Origin of the sequence: Micromonospora sp. DT81.3 (assembly GCF_049847225.1) — a bacterium.
GTDB lineage: Bacteria > Actinomycetota > Actinomycetes > Actinomycetales > Microbacteriaceae > Microbacterium.
Genome location: NZ_JBNCNY010000008.1, coordinates 77,865 through 101,979, shown reverse-complemented (window position 1 = coordinate 101,979; position 24,115 = coordinate 77,865). Strand labels below are relative to the sequence as shown.

The 24,115-nt window shown below is 69.8% G+C and carries 24 protein-coding genes; 12 read left to right on the top strand and 12 right to left on the bottom strand.

Annotated elements, in window-relative coordinates; all coding sequences use genetic code 11:
- Positions 1-11 precede the first annotated feature (11 nt).
- The 3 genes from ACPW96_RS17305 (at position 12) to ACPW96_RS17295 (ending at position 2,040) form a co-directional block, all read left to right on the top strand.
- The gene (locus tag ACPW96_RS17305) at positions 12-872 is read left to right on the top strand and encodes a spermidine synthase (protein WP_425823079.1); all 861 of its coding nucleotides are present in this window, start codon (positions 12-14) and stop codon (positions 870-872) included.
- 98 nt (positions 873-970) lie between these two features.
- Positions 971-1,498 (top strand): hypothetical protein, encoded by a 528-nt coding sequence (locus ACPW96_RS17300; RefSeq protein WP_425884527.1) that lies wholly within the window; start codon positions 971-973, stop codon positions 1,496-1,498.
- 53 nt (positions 1,499-1,551) lie between these two features.
- On the top strand, positions 1,552-2,040 hold the full coding sequence (locus ACPW96_RS17295; protein WP_425884526.1) for a SprT-like domain-containing protein: 489 nt from the start codon (positions 1,552-1,554) through the stop codon (positions 2,038-2,040).
- On the opposite strand, the gene ACPW96_RS17290 is transcribed toward ACPW96_RS17295, so the two are convergent.
- Positions 2,000-2,716, bottom strand: coding sequence for a 2-phosphosulfolactate phosphatase (locus ACPW96_RS17290; RefSeq protein WP_425884525.1), 717 nt, complete (start codon positions 2,714-2,716; stop codon positions 2,000-2,002). The genes ACPW96_RS17295 and ACPW96_RS17290 overlap by 41 nt on opposite strands.
- Positions 2,717-2,789: 73 nt before the next feature.
- Between ACPW96_RS17290 and ACPW96_RS17285 the strand changes: the two genes are divergently transcribed.
- The gene (locus ACPW96_RS17285) at positions 2,790-3,356 is read left to right on the top strand and encodes a hypothetical protein (protein ID WP_425823071.1); all 567 of its coding nucleotides are present in this window, start codon (positions 2,790-2,792) and stop codon (positions 3,354-3,356) included.
- Between the two features lie 59 nt (positions 3,357-3,415).
- Here the strand turns inward: ACPW96_RS17285 and ACPW96_RS17280 are convergent, their stop codons facing one another.
- From ACPW96_RS17280 to ACPW96_RS17240, 9 genes are all read right to left on the bottom strand, one after another.
- Positions 3,416-3,961 carry an amino-acid N-acetyltransferase gene (locus tag ACPW96_RS17280; protein WP_425823069.1) on the bottom strand — a complete coding sequence of 182 codons (546 nt, stop codon included), beginning with the start codon at positions 3,959-3,961 and terminating at the stop codon, positions 3,416-3,418.
- 108 nt (positions 3,962-4,069) lie between these two features.
- Complete coding sequence (locus ACPW96_RS17275; protein ID WP_425823067.1) at positions 4,070-6,598, bottom strand: ATP-dependent Clp protease ATP-binding subunit; 2,529 nt, start codon at positions 6,596-6,598, stop codon at positions 4,070-4,072.
- A 315-nt stretch (positions 6,599-6,913) separates the two neighbouring features.
- Positions 6,914-7,645, bottom strand: a complete 732-nt coding sequence (locus ACPW96_RS17270; RefSeq protein WP_425823065.1) for a hypothetical protein — start codon at positions 7,643-7,645, stop codon at positions 6,914-6,916.
- Between the two features lie 83 nt (positions 7,646-7,728).
- Complete coding sequence (locus tag ACPW96_RS17265; protein ID WP_425884524.1) at positions 7,729-8,706, bottom strand: carbohydrate ABC transporter permease; 978 nt, start codon at positions 8,704-8,706, stop codon at positions 7,729-7,731.
- Positions 8,706-9,683 (bottom strand): carbohydrate ABC transporter permease, encoded by a 978-nt coding sequence (locus tag ACPW96_RS17260; protein ID WP_425823061.1) that lies wholly within the window; start codon positions 9,681-9,683, stop codon positions 8,706-8,708. The genes ACPW96_RS17265 and ACPW96_RS17260 overlap by 1 nt, the downstream gene beginning before the upstream one ends.
- Before the next feature lie 78 nt (positions 9,684-9,761).
- Positions 9,762-11,129, bottom strand: coding sequence for an ABC transporter substrate-binding protein (locus ACPW96_RS17255; protein WP_425823059.1), 1,368 nt, complete (start codon positions 11,127-11,129; stop codon positions 9,762-9,764).
- 29 nt (positions 11,130-11,158) lie between these two features.
- Positions 11,159-12,790, bottom strand: a complete 1,632-nt coding sequence (locus ACPW96_RS17250) for a glycoside hydrolase family 13 protein (protein WP_425884603.1) — start codon at positions 12,788-12,790, stop codon at positions 11,159-11,161.
- 373 nt (positions 12,791-13,163) lie between these two features.
- Complete coding sequence (locus tag ACPW96_RS17245; RefSeq protein ID WP_425823055.1) at positions 13,164-14,171, bottom strand: LacI family DNA-binding transcriptional regulator; 1,008 nt, start codon at positions 14,169-14,171, stop codon at positions 13,164-13,166.
- A gap of 85 nt (positions 14,172-14,256) precedes the next feature.
- A complete protein-coding gene (locus ACPW96_RS17240; protein ID WP_425884523.1) occupies positions 14,257-16,011 on the bottom strand; it encodes a cation:proton antiporter in 1,755 nt (584 codons plus the stop codon).
- Positions 16,012-16,050: 39 nt separating this feature from the next.
- Between ACPW96_RS17240 and ACPW96_RS17235 the strand changes: the two genes are divergently transcribed.
- The 3 genes from ACPW96_RS17235 (at position 16,051) to ACPW96_RS17225 (ending at position 18,924) form a co-directional block, all read left to right on the top strand.
- Positions 16,051-17,406, top strand: coding sequence for a cryptochrome/photolyase family protein (locus tag ACPW96_RS17235; protein ID WP_425884522.1), 1,356 nt, complete (start codon positions 16,051-16,053; stop codon positions 17,404-17,406).
- An 80-nt stretch (positions 17,407-17,486) separates the two neighbouring features.
- Positions 17,487-17,813, top strand: coding sequence for a TM2 domain-containing protein (locus tag ACPW96_RS17230; RefSeq protein ID WP_425884521.1), 327 nt, complete (start codon positions 17,487-17,489; stop codon positions 17,811-17,813).
- A 58-nt stretch (positions 17,814-17,871) separates the two neighbouring features.
- Positions 17,872-18,924, top strand: a complete 1,053-nt coding sequence (locus ACPW96_RS17225) for an MsnO8 family LLM class oxidoreductase (protein ID WP_425884520.1) — start codon at positions 17,872-17,874, stop codon at positions 18,922-18,924.
- A 249-nt stretch (positions 18,925-19,173) separates the two neighbouring features.
- Here the strand turns inward: ACPW96_RS17225 and pheA are convergent, their stop codons facing one another.
- Positions 19,174-20,133 (bottom strand): prephenate dehydratase, encoded by a 960-nt coding sequence (gene pheA, locus ACPW96_RS17220; protein ID WP_425823045.1) that lies wholly within the window; start codon positions 20,131-20,133, stop codon positions 19,174-19,176.
- A 131-nt stretch (positions 20,134-20,264) separates the two neighbouring features.
- Here pheA and pgm point away from each other — a divergent pair, with 131 nt between their 5' ends.
- The 3 genes from pgm to ACPW96_RS17205 all read left to right on the top strand — a co-directional run bounded on the left by pgm (position 20,265) and on the right by ACPW96_RS17205 (position 22,804).
- Positions 20,265-21,908 carry a phosphoglucomutase (alpha-D-glucose-1,6-bisphosphate-dependent) gene (gene pgm / locus ACPW96_RS17215; RefSeq protein ID WP_425884519.1) on the top strand — a complete coding sequence of 548 codons (1,644 nt, stop codon included), beginning with the start codon at positions 20,265-20,267 and terminating at the stop codon, positions 21,906-21,908.
- 105 nt (positions 21,909-22,013) lie between these two features.
- Positions 22,014-22,490, top strand: coding sequence for an SRPBCC family protein (locus tag ACPW96_RS17210; RefSeq protein WP_425823041.1), 477 nt, complete (start codon positions 22,014-22,016; stop codon positions 22,488-22,490).
- Positions 22,487-22,804: an ArsR/SmtB family transcription factor gene (locus ACPW96_RS17205; RefSeq protein ID WP_425823039.1), complete on the top strand. Its 318-nt coding sequence runs from the start codon at positions 22,487-22,489 to the stop codon at positions 22,802-22,804. Before ACPW96_RS17210 ends, ACPW96_RS17205 begins: the two co-directional genes overlap by 4 nt.
- 52 nt (positions 22,805-22,856) lie before the next feature.
- Here ACPW96_RS17205 and ACPW96_RS17200 read toward each other — a convergent pair whose 3' ends face one another.
- Entirely contained in the window at positions 22,857-23,207 is a 351-nt protein-coding gene (locus tag ACPW96_RS17200) for a nuclear transport factor 2 family protein (RefSeq protein ID WP_425823037.1), read from the bottom strand.
- Between the two features lie 64 nt (positions 23,208-23,271).
- On the opposite strand from ACPW96_RS17200, the gene ACPW96_RS17195 reads away from it, so the two are divergent.
- Positions 23,272-23,727, top strand: a complete 456-nt coding sequence (locus ACPW96_RS17195) for a protein-tyrosine phosphatase family protein (protein WP_425884518.1) — start codon at positions 23,272-23,274, stop codon at positions 23,725-23,727.
- Between the two features lie 121 nt (positions 23,728-23,848).
- Positions 23,849-24,088: a DUF3072 domain-containing protein gene (locus ACPW96_RS17190; protein WP_425823033.1), complete on the top strand. Its 240-nt coding sequence runs from the start codon at positions 23,849-23,851 to the stop codon at positions 24,086-24,088.
- The last annotated feature ends 27 nt before the right edge of the window (positions 24,089-24,115 follow it).

Below are 24,115 nucleotides of genomic sequence, written 5' to 3'. Positions count from 1 at the left end.
AGCGTGGATCCATGGCCAGAGCGCGGCAGGAAGACCCGATCACGGTCCGGCTGTCCGACGGCACCATCGCCAGGGTGGTGCGCTCCGGCTTCACGTCCGGCTGGGAGCTCGACGTCGACGGGACTCCGCAGTCGCACGTCGACCTCGACGATCCGACGCACCTGCACTTCGAGTACGTCGCGCGCATGGGGGCGGTCATCGACCGCCTGCGGATGCCGGGTCAGCCGCTCACCGCGGTGCACCTGGGCGCCGGGGCCCTCACCCTCCCCCGCTACATCGAGGCGACCCGCCCCGGTTCCCGGCAGCAGGTCGTCGAGCTCGAACCGGCCCTCGTGGAACTGGTGCGCGCCGCGCTGCCGCTGCCCAAGGGCGCGTCGATCCGCGTGCGGGTCGGCGATGCGAGGGCGGTGCTGGAGAGGCTGCCTCCTGGACTCGTGGGTTCGGTGGACTTGCTCGTCTCGGACGTGTACGCCGGGTCGCAGACACCGGCGCACGTCACCTCGGTGGAATTCCACACGGTGGCGGCGCGGATGCTGGCGCCCGACGGCGTGCTGCTCGTGAACGTCGCCGACGGCCCCGGCCTGGCGTTCGCGCGTCGGCAGGTCGCGACGATCCACGCAGTGCTCGAGCACGTCGCCGTGCTCGCCGAGGTGCAGGTGCTGAAGGGCCGTCGCTTCGGCAACCTGGTCATCGCCGCGTCCGCCGCGCCGCTGCCCACGGAGTGGCTCCCCCGGCTCATGGCGGCAGGCCCGCACCCGGCAAAGGTGGCGATGGGCGCCGAACTGGACGCCTTCGCGCGCGGTGCGCGGGTGATCACGGATGCCGATGCCGTCCCCTCCCCAAGACCCCAGGCGTCGATTTTCGAGCGATGACGACACCGGCGTCTCGACATCCCGCGCGCCTTCTTCGGAACGCCGCCGCATTCGGGGCAGACTGGGGAGGCGAACCGCCCGCGGCGAGAGGAGTCCCGGTGAGCTACATCCACGGATACGATCCGGAGACACTGCGCGAGAAGATCGACGAGCGCCAGTGCAAGGCGCGCCTCGAGGAGATCGGCGAGCAGCGCTCGCTGCCGGCCCTGCTCGAGCGCGTGTGGCTGCTGAAGGTGCTCGACCGCCTCGAGGACGCCCTCGTGATCAGCGAGCAGTCGGTGCGGGTCGCCCGGATGGCCGGAACGCGCCGCGACCTGCTCCGCTCCCGCATCCTGCACGCGTCGGTGCAGCAGGCGCGGGGTGCATATGCGGCGGCCGAGCACGAGCTGACCACGTGCGCCGAAGAGGCCGAAGGGCAGAACTGGGCGGCCATCGCCGCCTTCGCCTACCAGCACCGGGGCAAGGTGCGCTTCGATGCCGGCGACTTCGACGACGCCCGCATGGACTTCAAGCGCGCGCTCTTCCTCCGGCAGGAGTCGGGCGCGACCGACGAGCAGCTGGAGTCGTCGCTGCTTGCGATCGATGCGGCGGACCGCCGCCGTGCCCAGACGAGCGTGGCGAGCTGAGCGGGTCCCGCCACCGGGCACCGACTGTCGTACCTGTGTTCTAAGTTCTCCGCATGACAGAACTGCACCGTGTTCGTGCGTGGGCCGATGCCCTGATCGCGCTCCACCTCGACGACTCCTGGTCGTTCGCCTTCGATCACGCCAAACGCCGGGCCGGGCTCTGCGACTACACGAGCAAGCGCATCAGCGTGTCGCGCTACCTCGCCGCGCGCTACGACGACGACACGAACCACCAGACGCTGCTGCACGAGGTCGCGCACGCGCTGGCCGGGGCGAAGGCGGGACATGGTCCGAAGTGGAAGGCCATCGCGCGCGACCTCGGGTACGTCGGAGGCACCACCCACGACGGCGAGACCGCGACCGAGCTCGCGCCGTGGGTGGGGGTATGCCCCTCCGCACACGTCGCCTACCGGCATCGCAAGCCGACGCGATCGACGTCGTGCGCGAAGTGCGCCCGTCGCTTCGACGAGCGCTTCGTCTTCGCCTGGACGCGCCGGGAGATCACTCCCGCACTTCGACTGGCGGCTCAGCGGTCCCGCTGAGACCCGTCCGGTGAGCGGCCCCGTCAGGCGCGGCGGGGTAGGCGACGAAGGCGCCTTCGACGAACACCGGCACGGCGTCCGTCGCGTCCAGCACGGCGGCAGCGGCCACTTCATCGGCCCGTCCCGTCGCCGTGAGTTCGCGCCCCGAGCCGCTGGCGGTCAACAGGTGCCGCACGGCGCGGCCGAGGCCCCGGAAAGCCTCGCACGCCACGGCCGCGTCGGGCGACGTGTGGTCGATCCCCCGCGCGCCCAGCGCCTCGATGATCGCGCCGGCGGCGAGCTGATCCTCGATGGCGAAGCGCAGCGACGCGTCCTCATCGCGTCCCGTCAGCTCGCCGGCGGCGATGATCGCCACGCTCGTCCGGTCGCCTCGTCGCTCCTGCTCGGCCAGCACGGCCGCGGCGACGGACGAAGCGTTGCGCAGGCAGCCGAGCAGAACGAGCGCGTCCGTGCGCGCGGCCGCGGCACTCACGGCGGCGCCGTTGATCGAGACGGCGTGGGAGGAGTCATCCAGCGGGAACGCGTCGCCGGCGGCCACGGCATCCGTCCCCCTCGTCGAGAAGCGCAGCACGTCGACGACGACGATCACGTCGGCGGGGGCGAGGCGCGCAAGCCCCGCGACGCCCCACTCGAGTCGCACCTGGTAGGTCTGCTGATCGAAAGGCGTCGCGTCCACCCGGACAGCCTAAATGGCGGGCACTGGCAGCCCGGAAGGCCTCGCCAGCGGGCCCGGATGCAAGGATGGGGGGATGCGCGTCATGCTCAAGTTCGTGATCGACTGCGATGCGGATGCCGCATGGCGGGCCCTGCACTCGCCGAGGGCGGTGGCCGAGCTCTACGGCCCCTTCCTCGAGATGGAGCCCCTCGGTGCAGACGGCTTCCCGACCCGGTGGGAGTCCGGCGCGGATGTCGCCGTGGGCATGAGCGTCGGCGGCGCGCTGCCCCTCGGGCGGCAGCTCATCCACGCGAGCGACCGCTTCACCACCGACCGGCAAGGACCGGTGCGCATCTTCCGCGACAGCGGCATCCCGCTGACCGGCCCGCTCGCGGCGCTCGATGTCTGGGACCACCAGATCGCCGTCGCCCCCGCGCCCGATGACCCGGAGAAGACGCTGTGGCGCGATCGGCTCGTGATCGGCGGCACCGCCGCACCCGCGCTCTGGCCGGTGCTCTGGGGGATGTGGCAGTGGCGGCAGGCGCGCATCAAGGCGCTCGCGCCGTCGTGGGCGTACGACATCCCGCCCGCGGAGGCGGAGGATGACGGGCTGCCCGACATTCCACCCGCGGAGGCCGGGGAGGCCGAGCTGCCCGAGTGACGGACGCGGAGGCCGGGGAGGCCGAGCTGCCTGAATGACGGGCCGGGAAGGCGCCGGCGTCAGAGGCGCTTGAGCATCCGCGTGTTGCCGAGCGTGTTCGGCTTGACGTGCGCCAGGTCGAGGAACTCCGCGATGCCCTCATCCGGGCTGCGCAGCAGCTGGGAGTAGACGTCCGGGTCGACGACCTGCTCACCGATCGGGGTGAACCCGCGCCGCGTGAAGAAGTCGACTTCGAACGTGAGGCAGAACAGCCTCGAGAGCCCGAGCGTCCGCGCGTTCCCCTCCAGGGCCTCGACGATCTCGCGTCCGACGCCGTGATGCAGCCACTCGTCCTGCACGATGAGCGTGCGGATCTCGCCCAGGTCCTCCCACATCACGTGCAATGCGCCGCATCCGATCAGCCGGCCGTCCGACGTCTCGGCGACCACGAACTGCTGCACGGATTCGAAGAGCACCACGAGATCCTTGCCCAGGAGGATCCGGCGCTCGACGAAAGGCGCCAGCAGGGACTGGATGCCGCGCACGTCCGCGCTTCGCGCAGGGCGGACGCGGTACGCGGCCGAGTCCTCGATCTGCGGCTCGCGAGCTGCGCGGGATGTGCTCATCGTTCCAGCCTAAGCCGCGTGCGCATCCGGAATCGCTGGGGGGGGAAACGACGAAGACCGGATGTCGCGACATCCGGTCTTCGTTCGTTCAGGCCACGGCCCGCAGTGCTACTCGCCGCTGGCGACCGCGAGGTCGGGCGACGAGCTGATCTCGGCGCCGCTCGTGATGCCCACGGCCACCTTCTGACCACGGGGACCGTTCTCGAAGACGAACTCGCCGTTCACGGCGTCCACGGTGATGTGATCGCCGGAGTTGAGCTCGCCGTGCAGGATCCGCTCCGACAGGCGGTCCTCGACCTCGTGCTGCATCGCGCGGCGCAGGGGCCGAGCGCCGAGAGCCGGGTCGAAGCCGATCTCGATGAGGCGCTCCTTGGCGGGCAGCGTGAGCTCGATCGTCATGTCGCGGTCGAGCAGACGCTCGCCGAGGCGCTTCGTGAACAGGTCGACGATCTGGATCAGCTCGGGCTTGGACAGCTGCGGGAACACGATGATGTCATCGACGCGGTTGAGGAACTCGGGCTTGAAGTGCCGCTTGAGCTCTTCCTGCACCTTGCCCTTCATCCGATCGTACGACGTCGCGCTGTCGCCCTCGACCTGGAACCCGACCGGGCCGCCCGCGATGTCGCGCGCGCCAAGGTTGGTGGTCATGATGATGACCGTGTTCTTGAAGTCAATCACGCGGCCCTGACCGTCCGTGAGCCGACCCTCTTCGAGGATCTGCAGCAGCGAGTTGAAGATGTCGGGGTGCGCCTTCTCGATCTCGTCGAAGAGCACGACGCTGAACGGCTTGCGGCGCACCTTCTCGGTGAGCTGGCCGCCCTCTTCGAACCCGACGAATCCCGGAGGGGCACCGAAGAGCCGCGAGACGGTGTGCTTCTCACCGAACTCCGACATGTCGAGGGAGATCAGCGCGCCCTCGTCGTCGAACAGGAACTCGGCGAGCGCCTTCGCGAGCTCGGTCTTTCCGACACCCGTGGGGCCGGCGAAGATGAACGAGCCGTTGGGACGCTTCGGGTCCTTGAGGCCGGCGCGCTGACGGCGGATCGTCTTGGAGAGGGCCGCGATGGCCTCCTCCTGACCGATGACGCGCTGGTGCAGCGCCTTCTCCATGAAGACGAGCCGGCTGGACTCCTCCTCGGTCAGCTTGAACACCGGAATGCCGGTGGCCTGGGCGAGCACCTCGGCGATCAGGCCCTCGTCCACGACCGCGTGGGTCGCTACGTCGCCGGAGCGCCACTGCTTCTCCAGGCGCAGGCGCTCGGCGAGGAGGCTCTTCTCCTCGTCGCGGAGGGCGGCGGCCTTCTCGAAGTCCTGGTCCTCTGAGGCCTGCTCCTTCTGCTGACGCACGTTCGCGATCTTCTCGTCGAACTCACGGAGCTCCGGCGGGCTCGAGAGGATCGACAGGCGAAGGCGTGCGCCGGCCTCGTCGATCAGGTCGATGGCCTTGTCGGGCAGGAACCGATCGCTCACGTACCGGTCGGCGAGGTTGGCGGCGGCGACGATGGCGCCATCCGTGATCTGCACCTTGTGGTGAGCCTCGTACCGGTCACGCAGCCCCTTGAGGATGTTGATCGCGTGGGGCAGGCTCGGCTCGGCGACCTGGATCGGCTGGAAGCGGCGCTCGAGAGCGGCATCCTTCTCGAAGTGCTTGCGGTACTCGTCGAGCGTCGTCGCGCCGATCGTCTGCAGCTCGCCTCGAGCGAGGAGCGGCTTCAGGATGGATGCGGCGTCGATGGCGCCCTCCGCGGCACCCGCACCCACCAGGGTGTGGATCTCGTCGATGAAGACGATGATGTCGCCGCGGGTGCGGATCTCCTTGGTGACCTTCTTCAGGCGCTCCTCGAAGTCACCGCGGTAGCGGGAACCGGCGATCAGCGACCCGAGGTCGAGCGAGTAGAGCTGCTTGTCCTTGAGCGTCTCGGGCACATCGCCCTTGACGATGGCCTGGGCGAGGCCCTCGACCACGGCGGTCTTTCCGACACCAGGCTCACCGATCAGCACGGGGTTGTTCTTGGAGCGACGAGAGAGGATCTGCATGACCCGCTCGATCTCCTTCTCGCGCCCGATCACCGGGTCGAGCTTGTTGTCGCGTGCGGCCTGCGTGAGGTTGCGGCCGAACTGGTCGAGCACCTGCGATCCTCCTTGAGCGCCCGCCGTGCTGTCGTGCGCCGCGCCGCTGACGGCGGCCGGCTCCTTGCCCTGGTATCCGGAGAGCAGCTGGATGACCTGCTGGCGGACCTTGTTCAGGTCGGCCCCGAGCTTGACGAGCACCTGTGCGGCGACGCCCTCGCCCTCGCGGATCAGCCCGAGCAGGATGTGCTCGGTGCCGATGTAGTTGTGGCCGAGCTGCAGCGCCTCGCGCAGGGACAGCTCGAGGACCTTCTTGGCGCGCGGCGTGAACGGGATGTGCCCCGTCGGCTGCTGCTGGCCCTGGCCGATGATGTCCTGCACCTGCTCGCGGACGGCATCGAGCGAGATGCCGAGGGACTCGAGCGCCTTTGCGGCGACGCCCTCGCCCTCGTGGATCAGCCCGAGCAGGATGTGCTCGGTGCCGATGTAGTTGTGGTTGAGCATCTTCGCCTCTTCTTGGGCGAGCACAACCACGCGACGGGCACGGTCGGTGAATCTCTCAAACATCGCGAACTCCTCCAGGCGCTCTGCGGGGGCGCCTTGTATCGAGGGTAACGACGGGTGGATGCCGAAATCCCGTTGTTCGCCCTGGGCATAGCGCCAAGCGACGCGTGACGTCTCGGCATCCGGCCCCGTCGCCTGCCTCGTCGTTGGAGGCGGGCTGTTCGGTCGGCTGTGCGGAGCGGTCTGGTCCGGGCTGAGATGCGACGAAGTTCGGAGAATGTCACCGTCCTCGGAGGTTTCCGGTGCAATCGGCCGAGGTTGGCGACATTCTCCGAAGTTCGTGCCGGTGGCAGGGGCGCGCGGGGTCGCGCGCGCGGGCTACTTCTCGCCGAGGATCACCACGCGCGCGCCGGTGAACTCGCCGCCCGTGAGCACGAGCTCGACCCCTGAGTCGGCCTCGAGGCCGGAGACCGTGGCGAGGGTGCCCCGCGGCGCCATGTCCATCGTGCAGACCTGGTCGGCCGGCGGCGTCATGAAGGTCACCGTGACCTCCGCGGGTCCGGTCGGCTCGACGCTCTCGATGACCGGGGCGCAGGTCGAGCTGCCCCACGTCAGGATCACGAAGGAGTCGTCCTCGCCGGTCCAACCGGCGGTCGGGCCGTATTCGTCCGGAGCCTCTCCGACCTCGATGCCGTCGAGCTCGGCGGTGGCGGTGAAGCCGTCGCCCGTCACCTCGACCTTGAGATCCTGCGACGGGTCGACGTCGGCGGGCACGTCCACGAGCGTGACGCGCGGGACGTAGTCCATCGTGCAGGGGGTGTCGGGTTCGGGATCGGCGAGAGTCACGGAGAGGGTGCCGCCATCGGCCACCTCGACGGTGTCGACCGTCGGCACGCAGGTGGAGCTGCCGTAGGAGACGAGGCCGATCATCGTGCCTCCGTTGAGCCAGGCGGCTTCGACCTCGACCTCCTCGCCGGAGGCGGATGCGGAGGAGGAAGGAGCGGATGAGGGGGTGGATCCCGCGGTACTCGGGCCCGATGCGCACGCCGAGAGAAGCGTGACGAGGGCGATGCCGGCAGAGAGGGCGAGGATGCTGCGCTTGGCGGTCATGCGGTCAATCTAGCGCCGCGCGCTCCGGCGAGCGCATCCATTCGGGCACCTTCTCGGGCCCCCGTGATCGAAACGGAATACTGTCACCCCTTGACCGCTCCGCCGAGTCCCGCCGAACGCAGGAAGACGCCCTGAAAGACGAGGAACATGGCGATCGGGATGATGGTGGAGATCGCGAGCGCGGCGAGGAACACATCGAGCTCGGTCTGCGACTGCACCGCCGGCAGGCGCACGGACAGGGGCTGCCAGTTCTTGTCGGGCAGCACGAGCATCGGCCACAGGTAGTCCTTCCACGCGGCGATGACCGCGAAGACCGAGACGACGCCGAGGATCGGCTTGGACATCGGCAGCACGATCGACCAGAACAGTCGAAACGGCCCGGCGCCATCGGTGCGTGCCGCCTCGAAGACCTCGCGGGGCAGGGAGTCGAAGAAGCGCTTGACGAGCAGAATGTTGAAGGCGTTGGCCGCCATCGGCAGCCACACCGCCACCCAGTTGTTCAGCAGCGTCGCGTCATCGGGAAGGAACGGCGGATTGACGATGGTCAGGTACAGCGGTACCAGCAAAACGACGGCCGGGATGAACAGTGTCATCAGGATCAGCCCGTTGAGGATGGGCGCGTACCTCGGGCGCAGCACCGAGAGCGCGTAGCCGGCGGTCGTCGCGACGAGCAGCTGGAAGAACCACGCCCCGAGTGCGATGAGCACCGTGTTCGCGAAGTACTTGGAGATCTCGATGTCGTTCCAGGCGACGGAGAGGTTCGCCCAGTCCATGCCGTTCGGCCAGAGCGCGAACGGCTGCGACAGGGTGTCCTGCGTCGGGGTGATGGCCGACTTCGCGAGCCAGAGGATCGGGCCGAGCCCCGCGATCACCAGTCCGACCAGCAGGAACAGGTGCACCAGCGACATGCCGGCGACGGTCCCGGGGCGTCGGCGTTCGGCGGGGGAGACGATGCTGCGGTCGCGTTCGTCGTCGGCGGGCCCGGACGCACCGCGACGGCGGCGCGCCATCCAGTCGCGCAGCCCCTCCCTCGACGTCGTCTGCGAGATGGTCGTGGTCATCAGGTGCTCCACCGGTTCGTCAGTCGGAAGTAGGCCCACGACAGCGCCGCGAGGAAGATCGCGAGCATCACCGACAGCGCCGTCGCCATGCCGTAGTTGCCGCCGAGGCTGTTGCGGAAGGCGTAGTCGTAGATGAGGAGCAGAACGGTCTTCGTGGCGTTGTTGGGTCCGCCGCCGGTGAAGAGGAACGGCTCGAGGAAGACCTGCGCGGTCGCGATCACCTGCAGGATGAGCATGATGAAGAGGATGCCGCGCAGCTGCGGCAGCGTGACGTGCCAGATCTTCTGCAGGATGCCGGCGCCATCGACCTCCGCGGCGTCATAGAGCTCCGGCGGCACGGCGAGGAGAGCCGCCAGGTAGATGATGATGCTTCCGCCGGCGGCGGCCCACGTCGCCTCGAGCACGAGCGACGGCATAGCGGTGGCCGGGGACTGCAGCCACGGCTGGGCCGGGATGCCGACCCAGCCGAGGATCGTGTTGAAGACGCCGTTCGGGTCCGCGCTGTAGAACACCTTCCACAGCAGCACCGCCACGACCGGCGGAACGACGACGGGCAGGTAGGCGAGGGCGCTGTACAGCCCCTTCATCCGCTTGACCTCGCTCATCAGCACCGCCATGAACAGCGGCAGGGGGAAGCCGAGCACGAGCGCGAGCACCGCGAAGTAGACGGTGTTCAGCACCGCCTTGCCGAGGAGGGGATCCTCGAGCACGCGGACGAAATTGCTCAGGCCGACCCACTCGGGAGCGTCGACCAGGTTCGTCTCCTGGAAGCTCATGATCACCGACTGCGCGATCGGCGACCAGCTGAAGAGGCCGAAGACGAACAGCATCGGGAGCAGGAAGAGCAGGTTCGAGAGGCCGCCGCCGCGCACCCACGTCGCGGGGGTCCGTCGCGCCCTCCGCCGCGCGGGGACGGGCGGCGGCGGAATGTCGCCGCCCGCCGGCGCGGGGGCCGGTGCCCTGTCGATCACACTCATGAGTCTCTTCCCGGGTGCGGTGGATGCCGCGGCGCGAGGCCGCGGCATCCACCTGCCTTGTTCTTAGCGCGCGTAGGCCTATTCGTCGAGGAGCGCCTGCGCGTCGGCATCCGCCTGCGCGAGGAGGGCGTCGATGTCGGCGTTCTCATCGGTGAGCACCGCTTGCACGATGGGGTCCATCAGGGCGTAGATCTCCTGCGTCTTGCCCTTGGGCTCGCCGACGGGCGTCTGCTCCCAGATGCCCTCCGTGAAGGGCTTCATCTGGTCGACCGGCACGTTGATGTAGTCCTTGATCCAGACCAGGGACTGCTCGTACAGCTCACGGCTCAGCACCGGCAGCAGCGGCGTTCCGACGGCCTGGTCGGACTCGCTGAGCGTCTTGGCGTCCTGCACCGCGGCATCCTCGTCCAGCAGCTTCTGCATGTAGTACCAGTCGATCCAGGCGACGCCGGCAGCCTTGGTCTCATCGTCGATCTTCGGGCTCATCACCGCGATGTCGCCGCCGCCGAGGGTTCCGGCTTCGTCGCCCTCCAGCGGTACGACCGTCATTCCGTACACGTCGGGGTCGAGTCCGAAGTCGCGGACGAGAGCGGTGTAGATGTCGGACCCGGATGTGTACATGCCGATGTTGCCCGCGGCGAACTCCTGGTTGATCGTCCCCCAGTCGAGGTCAACCTTCGACCCGAAGGAGTTGTCCTCCCACTTGAGCGCGTGCAGGAACTCCAGCACGGACTTCGTCGCCGGGTTGTCGATCGTCGACTCGTAGGTGCCGTCGCCGTTGTCGATCTGCGTGCGGCCGCCTCGTGCCGCGGTCTGAGAGGTCAGCTGCCATCCGCCCGTGTTGTTGATGGCCATCTGGGCGTAGCCGGCCTTGCCCGTGGCCTCTGTGATGGCCATGGCCGCCTCCCGCACCTCGTCCCAGGTCTTCGGCGGGCTGTCCGGGTCGAGCCCTGCCTGCTCGAAGAGGTCCCGGTTGTAGTGCAGAGCGGCGGCGTAGGCCTGCCGGGGGAACCCGTAGATGTTCCCGTCGGAGTCGGTCACGCCGTCGAGGATGATCGGGTTGAAGCTGTCTGTGTAGCCGAGCTCCTCCATCTCCTCCGTGACGTCCATGAGCTGGCCGTTCTCGACGAGCGTCTTGCTGTCGGTGAACGGCACGGTGAAGACGTCGGGAAGGCTTCCGCCGGCGAGCTGCACGGCGAAGGTCGGTCCCTCCCACTCGTACTCGACACCGACGATGTCGATGTCGGGGTTCTCCTCCTCGAACTGCTTCTCCTGTGCGGCGAACGCCTCGTAGGCCGCCGCGTCCGCGCCCGGCGGGAAGGTCGCGACCCGCAGTTCCGTCTTGTCGCTGTCCGAGCCGCTGTCGCCGGCGGAACAGCCGGCGAGTGCGCCGACGGTCGCTGCCACGGCGACACCGGCGAGCAGGACCCTTGCTGGTGACTTCATCGTCTTTCCTTTCATGGTGAGGGACCGCGTCAGCCTCTCGACGCGGCGGGCTCCCTCGAGGGGTGGGTGGTGCGGGATGCAAGCCATGCGGTCGCGTTGCCCGGCAGCCGACCGTCTTGGACGGGGGCGCTGGCGAGCAGCACTTCGTGATCGGCGGGCAGGGCGACGGGGTCCTCGTCGGTGTTCACGAGGCAGGCGAAGCCGTCGCCACGTCGGAAGGCCAGCATCCCGGGGGCGCCGGACACCGCGTCATCCCACCATTCGAGGTCGCCATCGCCCAGTTCCGGCAGTTGCCGCCGCAGTCGAAGGGCCTGCTTATAGAGATGGAGGGTCGAGGTAGGATCGGCCAACTGCGCCTCGACGGTGAGGGTCGCCCAGAACACGGGCTGCGGCAACCAGGATCGACTGCCGTCGGGTCCGAACCCGAACGGAGCCGTCTGCCCCGACCACGGCAGCGGCACGCGGCATCCGTCCCGCCCCGGATCGATTCCGCCCGACCGATAGTGCATCGGGTCCTCGATCAGCTGCGGGGGCAGGTCCTCGACCTCCGGGAGGCCGAGCTCGTCGCCCTGGTAGATGTACAGACTGCCCGGCAGGGCGGCGACCAGCAGCGCGGCGGCGCGCGCCCGGTCGAGTCCGAGGCTCGGGTCGGTGGGCACGCCGAACCGCTTCTTCAGGAACGCGAACGCGGTGTCTTCGCGACCGTACCGGGTGACCGGCCGTGTGACGTCGTGGTTGCTCAGCACCCATGTGCTCGGCGCGCCGACGGGCGCGTGGGCCGCGAGCGTAGACGCGATCGACGCCCGGAACGAAGCGGCGTTCCACGGGCGGGCGAGGAAGTCGAAGTTGAACGCCGTGTGCATCTCGTCGGGGCGGAGGTAGGCGGTGAACCGCTCGATGTCCGGTACCCAGATCTCGCCGACGAGCACGCGCGTGCCCGGGTACGAGTCGGCGATGGCGCGCCACGAGCGGTAGACGTCGTGCAGTTCGTCGCGGTCCTCCGTCGGGTGGTCGAGCTTCTCGCCGACCTCGGGAAGATCGGCGTCCTTGATGAGCAGCGCGGCCGAGTCGATGCGCACGCCGGCGACGCCGCGGTCGAACCAGAAGCGCAGGACGTCCTCGTGCTCGCGGCGCACGTCGGGGTGATTCCAGTTCAGGTCGGGCTGCTCCGGCGTGAACATGTGGAGATACCACTCGCCCGGCGATCCGTCGGGATCGGTCGTGCGGGTCCAGGTCTCGCCCTGGAAGCTCGAGACCCAGCGCGTCGGGATCTCGTCGCCGTTCTCCCCCTTGCCGGGGTGGAACCAGAATCGCTCGCGCTCCGCACTCCCCGGTCCGGCGGCGAGAGCCGCCTGGAACCATTCGTGCTGGTCGCTGATGTGGTTGGGAACCACGTCGATGATGGTGCGGATGCCGAGGGCCAGGGCCTCGCGGATGAGCGCCTCTGCCTCATGGAGCGTGCCGAACTGCTCGTGGATGTCGCGGTAGTCGCTAACGTCGTAGCCGCCGTCGGCCATGGGGCTCGGGTACCAGGGGTTGAACCAGATGGCGTCGACGCCGAGGTCCTTCAAGTAGGGCAGTCGCGCCCGGACGCCCGCCAGGTCGCCCGTACCGTCGCCGTTGCCGTCGGCGAAGCTGCGCACGTAGACCTGGTAGATCACCGCGGACCGCCACCAGAGCGGATCGTCCTGCGGCGGCGAGACGCTGCCTTCGCGCGGCGTCGTCGCGCCATCGGTCGGCGCGGAGGGGCGCCGTCGGTCGGATGCCGCGTCATCGGCGCGGCCGCTGCGGGTCAGGACGTCGCTGTCCACGGATCTCCAGTGCTCGGGGCTGTGAGATCACAGTAGCTTTATGGTGGGTATGACGCAAGAATGCAACGAACTCAAGCAAATTGCGTGTGCTTGCGTTGCCGGGGCATCCGCATGCGCCGTCCGCCTCGGCGCATGTGAGCTGTCTCGCGCGCGATGGCGCGTCGGGTCGGACGGCCCTTGCCGCCCAAGCCGCCCAAGCCGCCGACGCCGTCGAAGCCGTCCGTCAGGCCGGTGCCGGGCCCGTCGACGCCCGCAGCACGAGTTCGGGCTCGAACAGCAGCTCGTCTCCCGCCTCGGTGGTGCCGGCGATCTGAGCGAGGAGGAGGTCGATGACGGTCCTTCCCATCGACTCGATCGGCTGGCGCACCGTCGTGAGCGGCGGCTCGGTGCAGCTCATCAGCGACGAGTCGTCGAAGCCGACGACCGACACGTCGTGCGGCACGCGCAACCCCGCGCGACGCGCGGCGCGGACGGCACCGAGGGCGAGCAGGTCGCTCGCGCAGACGATGGCCGTGGCCCCGGCCGCATAGAGGCGGGTGGCGCCGGCCTGCCCGGATTCCAGCGAGTAGAGACCGCGGATGACGAGGCCCTCGTCGATCGGCGAGCCGAGGGAGTCCAGCAGCCGCTGCGCCGCGGCCAGCTTGCGCTGAGACGGGATGTGATCGAGTGGCCCCATCAGCATGCCGATGCGGCGGTGCCCCAGCTGGTGCAGGTGCGACACGGCCTGCTCGGCCGCGGCCGCGTCGTCGGTGGACACCGTGGCGAATGCGATGTCGTCCACGCGCGCGTTCACCAGCACGGTCGGGAGCTTGACCTGCCGGAGGCGCGCGTAGTGGCCGTGCGGGGAATCGCCCTGGCTGTAGTTGCCGCCGAGGAAGATGACCCCGCTCACCTGCTGCTGCAGCAGCAGGTCCACGTAGTCCGATTCCGTGATGCCGCCGGCGTTCTGCGTGCAGAGCAGCGGGGTGTAGCCGTTCTGGGCGAGTCCCCCGCCTACGATCTCGGCCAGCGCGGGGAAGATCGGGTTGGTCAGCTCCGGCAGCACGAGACCCACCAGTCGCGCCCGCTCGCCCCGCAGCTTGGTCGGCCGCTCGTACCCCAGCACGTCCAGCGCGGTGAGCACCGCCTGTCGGGTCGCCTCTGACACGCCGGGTTTGTCATTGAGCACCCGGCTCACGGTCGCCTCGCTGACCCCCACCTTGCGCGCCACCTCGGCGAGTCGCTTCGACATGTCGTCAGTGTACGCAAGAACTTGCAAGCGGATGCAAACGGCTCGCACTCCGCGTCATGCCGGGGTAGCGACCTGATCCCGGAGCCTACGCGCGGGAGTCGCCTCCCCGCAGCCCACCGCGGGTATCGAGCGCCAGCTCCTCGGCATCCATCGCCACGATCAGCTCGCGCATCACCTCCTCGTTGAGATTGCCCGCGTCGCGTTCCTCGAGGACGACCCGGCGGCGCACCTGCAGCCAGCCCCGCGAGAGCGACGCGAAGTCGGCATAGTTGGGCGCCGGATGCCCCGGATCCGAGTCGCGCGCGGCGCCGAGCTCGGCATCCTGAGCGCGTTCCGAGTCGGTCTCGAGCCGGGTCAGCGAGCGTGCCAGCCGGTCGAAGCGGTCGGAGAAGCCCGCGCCGAAGCGCTCCTCCCATTCCTCCCGCTTGGCGGCGAGGTAGGCGCGACCCTCCTCGTTGGTGCGCGCGCGCACGGCGTCGAGCTCGCGCGCGTCGTCGACCTTCTCGTCGGCGTCGGCGACGGCGAGGCGGCGGATCAGCACGGGCAGCGTCAGCCCCTGCAGCAGCAGGGTGCCGACGGTGACGACGAAGGCGACGAACACGATGGCGTGCGCGGCCGACTCGGGGAAGCCGGGGGCGACGTCGGCGATGGCGGCGGCCGTGGCCAGGGTCACCACTCCGCGCATTCCCGCCCATGAGACCACCACGCGGTCCTGACGCGAGAGCACGGGCTCCATCCGCATCCGGATCTGCGCTTCCGTGGGCACGGGCGCGCCACGGCGCACACGGCGACGGGCGTCGTCGTCGGGCAGGGCGGTCATCCGCGCACGCCAGCGGGCTACGCGCCTGGTCTGCGACCACTGCCCCCACGCGTAGCTCGCGAAGACGAAGACGGGCCGCACCAGCAGCACGACCGCCAGCACGGCGATCGAGAGCAGGATCGTCTGAAGGATGACCGACTCGGATCCCGTCGCGAGTTCGGTGATCACCCCCGGGAGCTGCAGCCCGATCAGGGCGAAGACGAAGCTCTCGAGCAGCAGGTCTATCGAGAGCCACACCGGCCGCTCCTGCTGCCGCGTGGCGTAGCTCGTGCGCGGGGCCTGGTACCCGACATACAGCCCCATCGCGACGACCGCGAGCACACCGGAGCCGCGGAGGTGCTCGGCGATGCCGTAGGCACCGAACGGCACGAGGAGCCCGAAGGTTCCGACGACGACGGGGTCGGCCAGCCGCAGGCGGATCAGGTTCAGCAGCACGCCGAAGAGCAGACCGACTGCGACCCCGACGATCACCGCCAGCAGGAACTGCCCCACCCCTTGGAGGACGGTGACGGTCGCACCCGCGAGGATCGCCGCGAAGACGCGGAACAGCGTCAGCGAGGTGGCGTCGTTGATGAGGCTCTCGCCCGAGATCACCGTCATGATCCGCCGCGGGAGCCCGAGACGACGACCGATGGATGCCGCGGAGACCGCGTCGGGTGGCGCCACGATCGCGCCGAGCAGCAGGGCGCCGGGAAGGGTCAGCGACGGCATGATCACGAATGCGACGGCCCCGACGGCGAGCGCGGTCAGGAGCACGAGCCAGATTCCGAGCCGGCGGATCTGCGGCAGGCTCTGCCGGAAGTTGACGAACGACACGTCGAGCGCGGCGGAGTAGAGCAGCGGCGGGAGCACCAGGTTCAGCAGCAGCTCGCCGTCGATCTCGAGGTCGGGGACGGCCGGGATGTATGACACGGCGAGCGCCACCACGGTCACGAGCAGGGGCGCCGGCCATCCCCGCCAGCGAGCCACCGCGGCGACGGCGACCGCTCCGACGAGCACGTAGAAGATCTCGGTGTCCATCGGCCCAGGGTAGCGATGGCCGATGGCAGGATCGAAGCCATGAGTGCCCCGAGCCTCGTGTGGCTGCGCGATGACCTGCGGATCGCCGACAACCCCGCCCTGTCCACCGCCGCGGAGCGCGGCCCGGTGGTCGTGCTTTACGTGCTCGATGAGGCCTCGCCCGGCATCCGCCCCCTCGGCGGGGCGTCGCGCTGGTGGCTGCACGGGTCGCTGGAGGCCCTCGGGGGAGAGCTCGCCGGACGAGGGGTCGCCCTCGTTCTGCGTCGCGGCGAGGCCGGGGCGATCGTGCCGGAGGTCGCCGCGGCCATCGGGGCGGAGGCGGTCTTCTGGAACCGGCGGTACGGCGGCGCGGAGCGCGAGGTCGACACCGCCGTGAAGGCCGAGCTGCGGGAGCGCGGGCTGGATGTCGCATCGTTCGCGGCTTCGCTGCTCTTCGAGCCGTGGACGGTGCAGACCGGCTCGGGCACATCCTTCTCCGTCTTCACGCCGTTCTGGAAGGCGTGCCGCGCGCTGCCCGAGCCCCGGCATCCGCTGCCGGAGCCGGAGCTCACGGGGGCGCCGGCCGTCCCCGGTGACGCGCTCGAGACCTGGGACCTGAGGCCGGCAGGTCCGGACTGGGCCGGCGGCCTGCGGGAGCTGTGGACCCCCGGCGAGCGCGGCGGACGCGAGCAGCTGAGGGCCTTTCTCACCGACGACCTCGGCGACTACGCCGCGGGGCGAGACACCCTGGCCGACCGGGTGACCTCTCGCCTGTCGCCGCACCTGCGCTGGGGCGAGGTGAGCCCGTACCAGGCATGGCATGCCGTCGCGGCATCCGGTGCCGACGGCGACAGCGTGAGCCGCTTCTTGAGCGAACTCGGATGGCGTGAGTTCGCCGCGCACGTGCTGTACCACTTCCCCGATCTCGCGACGCGCAATTGGCGCCGGCAGTTCGACGCGTTCCCGTGGCGGCCGGCCGACGAGACGAAGCTCCGGGCGTGGCAGCAGGGACGCACCGGAATCCCGGTCGTCGACGCCGGGATGCACGAGCTCTGGACCACGGGGACGATGCACAACCGCGTGCGCATGATCACGGCATCCTTCCTCACGAAGAACCTGCTTCTGGACTGGCGGCTCGGCGAGCAGTGGTTCTGGGACACCCTCGTGGATGCCGACGGCGCGAGCAACCCGTTCAACTGGCAGTGGGTGGCCGGATCGGGCGCGGATGCCGCTCCGTACTTCCGCATCTTCAATCCCGAGGTGCAGGCGAAGAAGTTCGACCCGGACGGTGCCTACGTGAAGCGGTGGGCGCCGGAGCACCTGAGCGGTGAGGCCCCGGATCCGATCGTCGACCTGGCGGCGTCGCGCAAGGCGGCGCTCGCCGCGTACGAGGTGGTCCGGCGGGCAGGGGCCTGAATCCGGGGGCCAGCCCCCGTGCGGCGTGGAAGGTGCGTTCTTAGGCTCGGAGGACACCCGAACCCGATGACAGGATCGCCATGTCGCAGCAAGCCCCCGCCTACCAGCCCGCCGTCCCGCAGCCGCACGCCGTCCCTCAGCCCCTCGCCGTGCCTCAGCCCTACGCCGTGCCGGGAGCCGAACAGGTCAGCCCGAAGTCGTGGCTGGCGACCCTGCTGCTGTCGATCTTCCTCGGGGAGCTCGGCATCGACCGGTTCTACCTCGGCAAGGTCGGCACCGGCATCCTGAAGCTTCTCACCCTCGGCGGGTTCGGCATCTGGTGGCTCATCGATGTGATCCTCGTCATCGCCGGCGCCATGCGCGACAAGCGCGGGCTGCTCGTCGCCTACACGCCGCGGCTGCCGTAGACGCGGGAGCCGCTCGAGCTGGGAATACCCGGAGGCTCGGTCGCGGTTGCCCTCAGCGATGACCTCTGCACCAGCGCCCGCCCTGTCCGTCCTCGACCTCGTGCCGGTGCGCACGGCGCAGACCAGCGCGCAGGCGGTCGCCGCTTCGCTGGCCGTCGCGGAGCGCGCCGACGCTCTGGGCTACCGGCGGTACTGGTTCGCCGAGCACCACAACATGCCGGCGGTGGCGTCGACGACTCCCCCGGTGCTGATCGCGGCCGCTGCCGCCCGCACCCGCCGCATCCGGGTCGGCTCCGGCGGAGTCATGCTCCCGAACCACTCCCCCCTCGTCGTGGCCGAGCAGTTCGCCGCGCTGGAGGCGCTCGCCCCGGGCCGCATCGACCTCGGCATCGGGCGCGCCCCGGGCAGCGACCCGGTGATCACGCAGCTGCTCCGGATGTCGGGCACCACCTCGGATGTGGAGCGGTTCCCGTCGCACATCAGCGACATCCTCGGGCTGGTCTCGCCCGACGGCGCCACCGTGCGGTTCTCGAGCGGCGGCGAGTACAGCGTGCACGCCACCCCATCGGCCGACGGGGCACCCGAAGTGTGGCTGCTGGGCTCGAGCGACTACTCGGCGCAGCTCGCGGCATCCATGGGTCTGCCCTACGTCTTCGCGAACCACTTCTCCGGCGAGGGCCTCGAGCGCGCGCTCGAGCTGTATCGCAGCGGGTTCCGCCCGAGCGAGCAGCTGCTCGAGCCGCGCACGTTCCTGACGATCAACGCGGTCGCGGCGCCGACCGCAGAGGAGGCCGAGGCCCGCGCCGTACCGCAGCTGCGGATGATGGCGCGCCTGCGCACCAACAAGCCGCTGACCGCGCTCGAGACCGTCGAGGAGGCGCGGGCGGCGATGGCGGCCGAGGGCGATGCGCTCGCGGAATCGATCATGCAGTCCGCGCGCAGCCGGTGGCTCGTGGGCACGGGTCCGGACGTTCAGGCGCAGGTGGCGGACTTCGCCGCCGCGCACAGCGTGGACGAGGTCATGGTCTCGCCGGTCGCCGGCTCGTTCGACGGTGAGCCGATGGATGCCTCGCCGGGCCGCCTGCAGACCCTCGAACTGCTCGTCGCCTGAGACGCGCTTCGCGCTTCGCGCGGCCCTTCTCGCCGCGCGCTGCAGTTCTCCCCGCGCGCTGCACTTCTCGCCGCGCGCTGCACTTCTCGACCGACCCCTTCGCTTCGCGCTGCAGTTCTTGCCGCGCGCTGCGTCAATTCGCGGCGCCCGTGCAGGGAAGTGCAGCGCGGGCGCTGACCAGGCCGCGGAGCGCAGCTCTTACGGCTGCGCGCACGCTTCGGGCTGCGCGCAGAACTCGCGCGCGCGGCTTCAGGCCTCGGGCTCGCCGCTGAGCAGGCCGCGCAGCCAGTCCCGCGCCTCGACGAAGACGTCGTCGGAGTAGCGCTCCGGGTACCGCACAACGGCCCGGTCCGCGCGCGGGTACGAGCCGAGGAACACGACCTTCGGGCTGAACCGGCGAAGCCCGAGCAGGGCATCGGCCATCCGTTCGTCCTCGATGTGCCCGTCGGCGTCGATGACGAACCGGTACCGGCCGAGCTCGTCGCCGATCGGCCGCGAGGCCAGCAGGCTGAGGTTGATGCCGCGCGTGGCGAACTGCTCGAGCAGCTCGAGCAGGGCACCGGGGTGGTCCTCCGGCAGCTCGACGATGAGCGACGTCTTGTCGGCCCCGGTCGGCGCCGGTGGAGGCGCCGTCCGGCTGACCAGAACGAACCGCGTCACGGCCTTGGGATTGTCCCCGATCTCGGTCGCGAGCACGGCGAGGTCATGGTGCTCGGTGATCGACGGCGGTGCGATCGCGGCATCCGCGTTGTTCGTCCCGTCGAGCAGGCCCGTCGCGCTCGCGACGTTGCTCGCCGCGGGAATGTGCGCGTGCTCCGGCAGCGTGGAGGTGAGCCACTGCAGGCACTGCGCGTAGGCGACCGGATGCGCCGCGATCAGCGTCACATCCGAGAGGGCGGTGCCGGGTCGGGCCACGAGCACGAAGTTGACCGGCACGAGGTACTCCCCGACGATCCGCAGCCCGGGAATCGTGGCAAGCGCGTCCTGCGTCGTGGAGACCCCGCCGTCCACCGAGTTCTCGATCGCGATCATGGCGGCGTCGCTGCGTCCCTGGATGACGTCGCCGAGCGCCTCGCCGACGTTGAAGACCGGCCGCCAGTCGTGGCCGCGCGCCTCGGGCACCTGAGCGAGGGCGGCCTCCGTGAACGTGCCGGCGGGTCCGAGGAAGCTGTACGTGCGGCGTGCGGGAATCTCGGGCTCACTCGTCACGCGCTTCAGCCTATCGCCGCGGAATCCGCTCGCCGTCCGCCCCCGGGTCCGCCCGCGCCGGGCGCCTACCACTCCGGCGAGAGTTGACGCCACCCTGTGCCCGAGCCGCTTCGCACTGTAAGACTGGAGGCATGAGCTCTCGTGCCGGACAGGTAGCAGAACCACAGGACCTCATCGATATCGATGAGCTGATCAACGCCTACTACGACAGAAAGCCGGATGCCGCGGTCGCCGAGCAGCGCGTCGCCTTCGGCACGAGCGGCCACCGAGGGTCGTCGCTCTCCACCAGCTTCAACGAAGATCACATCCTGGCGACCACCCAGGCGATCGTCGACTACAGGGTGGCGCAGGGCATCAGCGGTCCGCTGTTCCTGGGCCGCGACACCCACGGGCTGTCGCTGCCGGCCGAGCGCACCGCGATCGAGGTGCTCGTCGCCAACGGCGTGGACGTGCGCGTCGACTCCCGGGACTCCTGGGTGCCGACGCCCGCGCTGAGTCACGCGATCCTGACGTACAACAAGGGCCGGGCACTGGATGACGCCGGCCGGGCGGACGGCATTGTGGTCACACCGAGCCATAACCCGCCGCGAGACGGCGGCTTCAAGTACAACCCGCCGAACGGCGGACCCGCCGACACCGACGCGACCGGATGGGTGGCCGACCGCGCGAACGAGCTGATCGCGGCCGGGCTCGAGGGCGTGAAGCGCGTGCGCTACGCCGACATCGACGGCGACACCCTCGGCGACTACGACTTCCGCGACGCCTACGTGCGCGACCTCGGCAGCATCATCGACGTCGAGGCGATCAAGAAGGCGGGAGTGCGCATCGGTGCCGACCCGCTGGGAGGCGCATCCGTCGAGTACTGGGCCCTCATCGCCGAGGTCTACGGCCTCGACCTGACCGTCGTGAACCCCGACGTCGATCCGACGTGGAGATTCATGACGCTCGACTGGGACGAGAAGATCCGGATGGATCCGTCGTCACCGAGCGCGATGGCCTCGCTGGTCGCACGACGGAGCGAATACGACATCCTGACGGGCAACGATGCGGATGCCGATCGCCACGGCATCGTGACACCGGATGCCGGGCTGATGAACCCCAATCACTACCTCGCCGTGGCCATCGAGTACCTGTTCTCGCACCGCCCCGGCTGGTCGCCGGATGCCGCGGTCGGCAAGACCCTCGTCTCGTCGATGATCATCGACCGCGTGGCGGAGGGCCTCGGTCGCCGGCTGCTCGAGGTGCCGGTCGGCTTCAAGTGGTTCGTCCCTGGCCTGCTCGACGGCTCCGTCGCCTTCGGCGGCGAGGAGTCCGCCGGAGCGTCGTTCCTCCGCACCGACGGCACCGTCTGGACGACCGACAAGGACGGCATCCTGCTGTGCCTGCTTGCCGCCGAGATCCTCGCGGTCACAGGGAAGACCCCGTCGCAGCTGTATGCCGATCTCGAAGCCCGGTTCGGGTCGTCCGCGTACCAGCGGGTCGACGCACCGGCGAGCCCGGCGCAGAAGGCCCAGCTCGCCAAGCTGGCCCCCGAAGCCGTCACCGCCACGGAACTCGCCGGCGAGCCGATCACCGCGAAGCTCTCGCACGCGCCGGGCAACGGTGCCGCGATCGGCGGGCTCAAGGTGCAGACCGAGCACGCGTGGTTCGCGGCGCGGCCGAGCGGCACCGAGGACGTCTACAAGCTCTACGGTGAGTCCCTTCGAGGCGAAGCGCACCTGCGGGAGGTGCAGGAAGAGGCGCGCGCGGTGGTCAGCGCGGCGCTGGGCGGCTAGGTTCCCCTCCACCGGCCCGCCGTGATGCAACCTGTGGGTTGCAGTCTTGTTCTTCTTGTGCAACTATTTAGTTGCAGTTAGTTTCCCGACCTGAGGAGAACAATCATGAGCATGACAGTCAATCCGTCGACCATCGACCAGAGCGGCTTCACCGTGCGGCGCACCATCAAGATCGCCGCGCCGGTCGAGGCCGTGTGGTCCGCCGTCACCGAACCGGCGCACATCTCGAAGTGGTTCGGCGTCGCCGTCCTCGACGGCGCCGGAGTCGGAGCCACGGGGACCCTGACGTTCCCCGACTACGGCGCGGTTCCGCTGCGCATCGAGGCGATCGACGCTCCGCGCTCGATCTCGTACCGCTGGGGGAACGACGACGCCCTCGGAAACCTCGCAGAGGAGGTCGACCCCGAGCACTCGACCGTGTTCACCTTCACGCTCGAGGCTGTCCCGGACGGCACCCGGCTCACCGTCGTGGAGACCGGCTTCGAGACCACGTCCGACCCGTCCGCCAACCTCGAGAGCCACCGCGAGGGCTGGAACTCCGAACTCGACAAGCTGGTCGCCCTGCTCGAGGGCGCCGCGTGACGACGGGCACCCTCGTGCCGGTATTCGCCGCGCTCGGCGACGAGACGCGGTGGAGCATCCTGGCGGCACTCGGTGAGGGCGACGCGTCCGCGTCGGCCCTCGCCGGGCGCCTCCCGGTCAGCCGTCAGGCGATCGCAAAACACCTCGCCGTGCTGCAGGAGGCGGGGCTCGTCGAGCCGGTCCGTGTCGGGCGCGAAGTGCAGTACCGGGTGCTCGGATCGCAGCTGAGCGCCACAGCGCGTCGGCTCGACGCCATCGGCGCCGAGTGGGACCGCCGGCTCTCCGTCATCCGGGAGATCGCCGAGGGCCTCTAGCCCTGCCGAGGACTCGGCGCGGGGCTCCGCGCCGGCCCCGGGCGCCGCTCGGTCAGCTCTGGGGGTCCACCGCGCCGCCGAAGTACACCTCGACGGACTTCACCTTGCCGTCCGCGACTTCGGAGGCCTCCGCGTTGCGCCATCGAACCCCGTCGACGCGGTACTCGTAGCGGTGCAGCACCACCCCGTCGACGTCTGCGATCTGCAGGGTCTGCGACGGCGCATCGAAGTGAGAGGCGGTGGGGAAGCATCGCTCTAGCCACGTCGCCTTGTCGAGGTGATCGTCCTGGGGACTCGTGAACACGAAGTCGTCGGCCAGGAGCTCCTCGGCCCTGGGGCGGTCCTGTTCGCGGAACGCCGTCATCAGGGCGAGCACCACGTCGACACTGTTCTGATCTGACATGACCAAAGGCTATTCAGCGTCCCCCGGCCTCACAACGACGGGGGCGCCGCGTAGCATCTCGAGCGTGACGAACTGGGAACCGGGAGTCGGCGTGGTCGAGCTGCCTGACGGCCGGCTCGTGCGCGGGCGCGGCCTCCATGCACATCCGGGGAGCGACTTCCAGACTCCCGAGTTCGGGGTGTACCTGCTGGGCCGGACCGTCCATCCGGGCCCGTGGGAGCATCGATTCGTGCGATGGCCGGATTTCTGCGTCCCTCTGTCGACCCCCCATGCCATGCGCGCACTCTGCGAAGCCTACGATCGGGCGGCGGACCAGCGCGTGGAGCTCTGCTGCGCGGGCGGCACGGGCCGCACCGGTGCGGGGCTCGCCGTGCTCGCGGCGCTGGCAGGCGTCGAGCCGGATCGGGCCGTTGCATGGGTGCGGGAGCACTACCGCGCCCGAGCGGTCGAGACCCCGTGGCAGGAGCGGTGGGTGGTGCGGGCGGCGGAGCGGGCCATCGAGCGCCGCTCCGCCGGCTGAGGCGGCGCGCCCTCCGCGGGCTGAGGCGGAGCGCCTTCGGTGGGCTCTGATGACCTGACACCTCGCCGCCCCTCTGTCAACCCCGACCGGGGTGTCGGTCTGGCGGACTATCGTCGAACACATGTCCGAATCGAACAACTCCGGCGAGGTCCTCGGTGCGACCGAGCCCACAGACAACCCCGCAGCCAAGGACCCGTCGCAGTGGGTCACCGGTGATGAGCCGATGACAGCGGCGCAGCGCAGCTACCTCGACACTCTGGCACGCGAGGCGGGCGAGGAGATCTCGGCCGACCTGACAAAGGCCGAGGCATCCGAGCACATCGAGCGCCTGCAGGAGAAGACCGGCAGATCTCAGCGCTGAGCAAACCGATCCGCGCGCTCGAGCGCT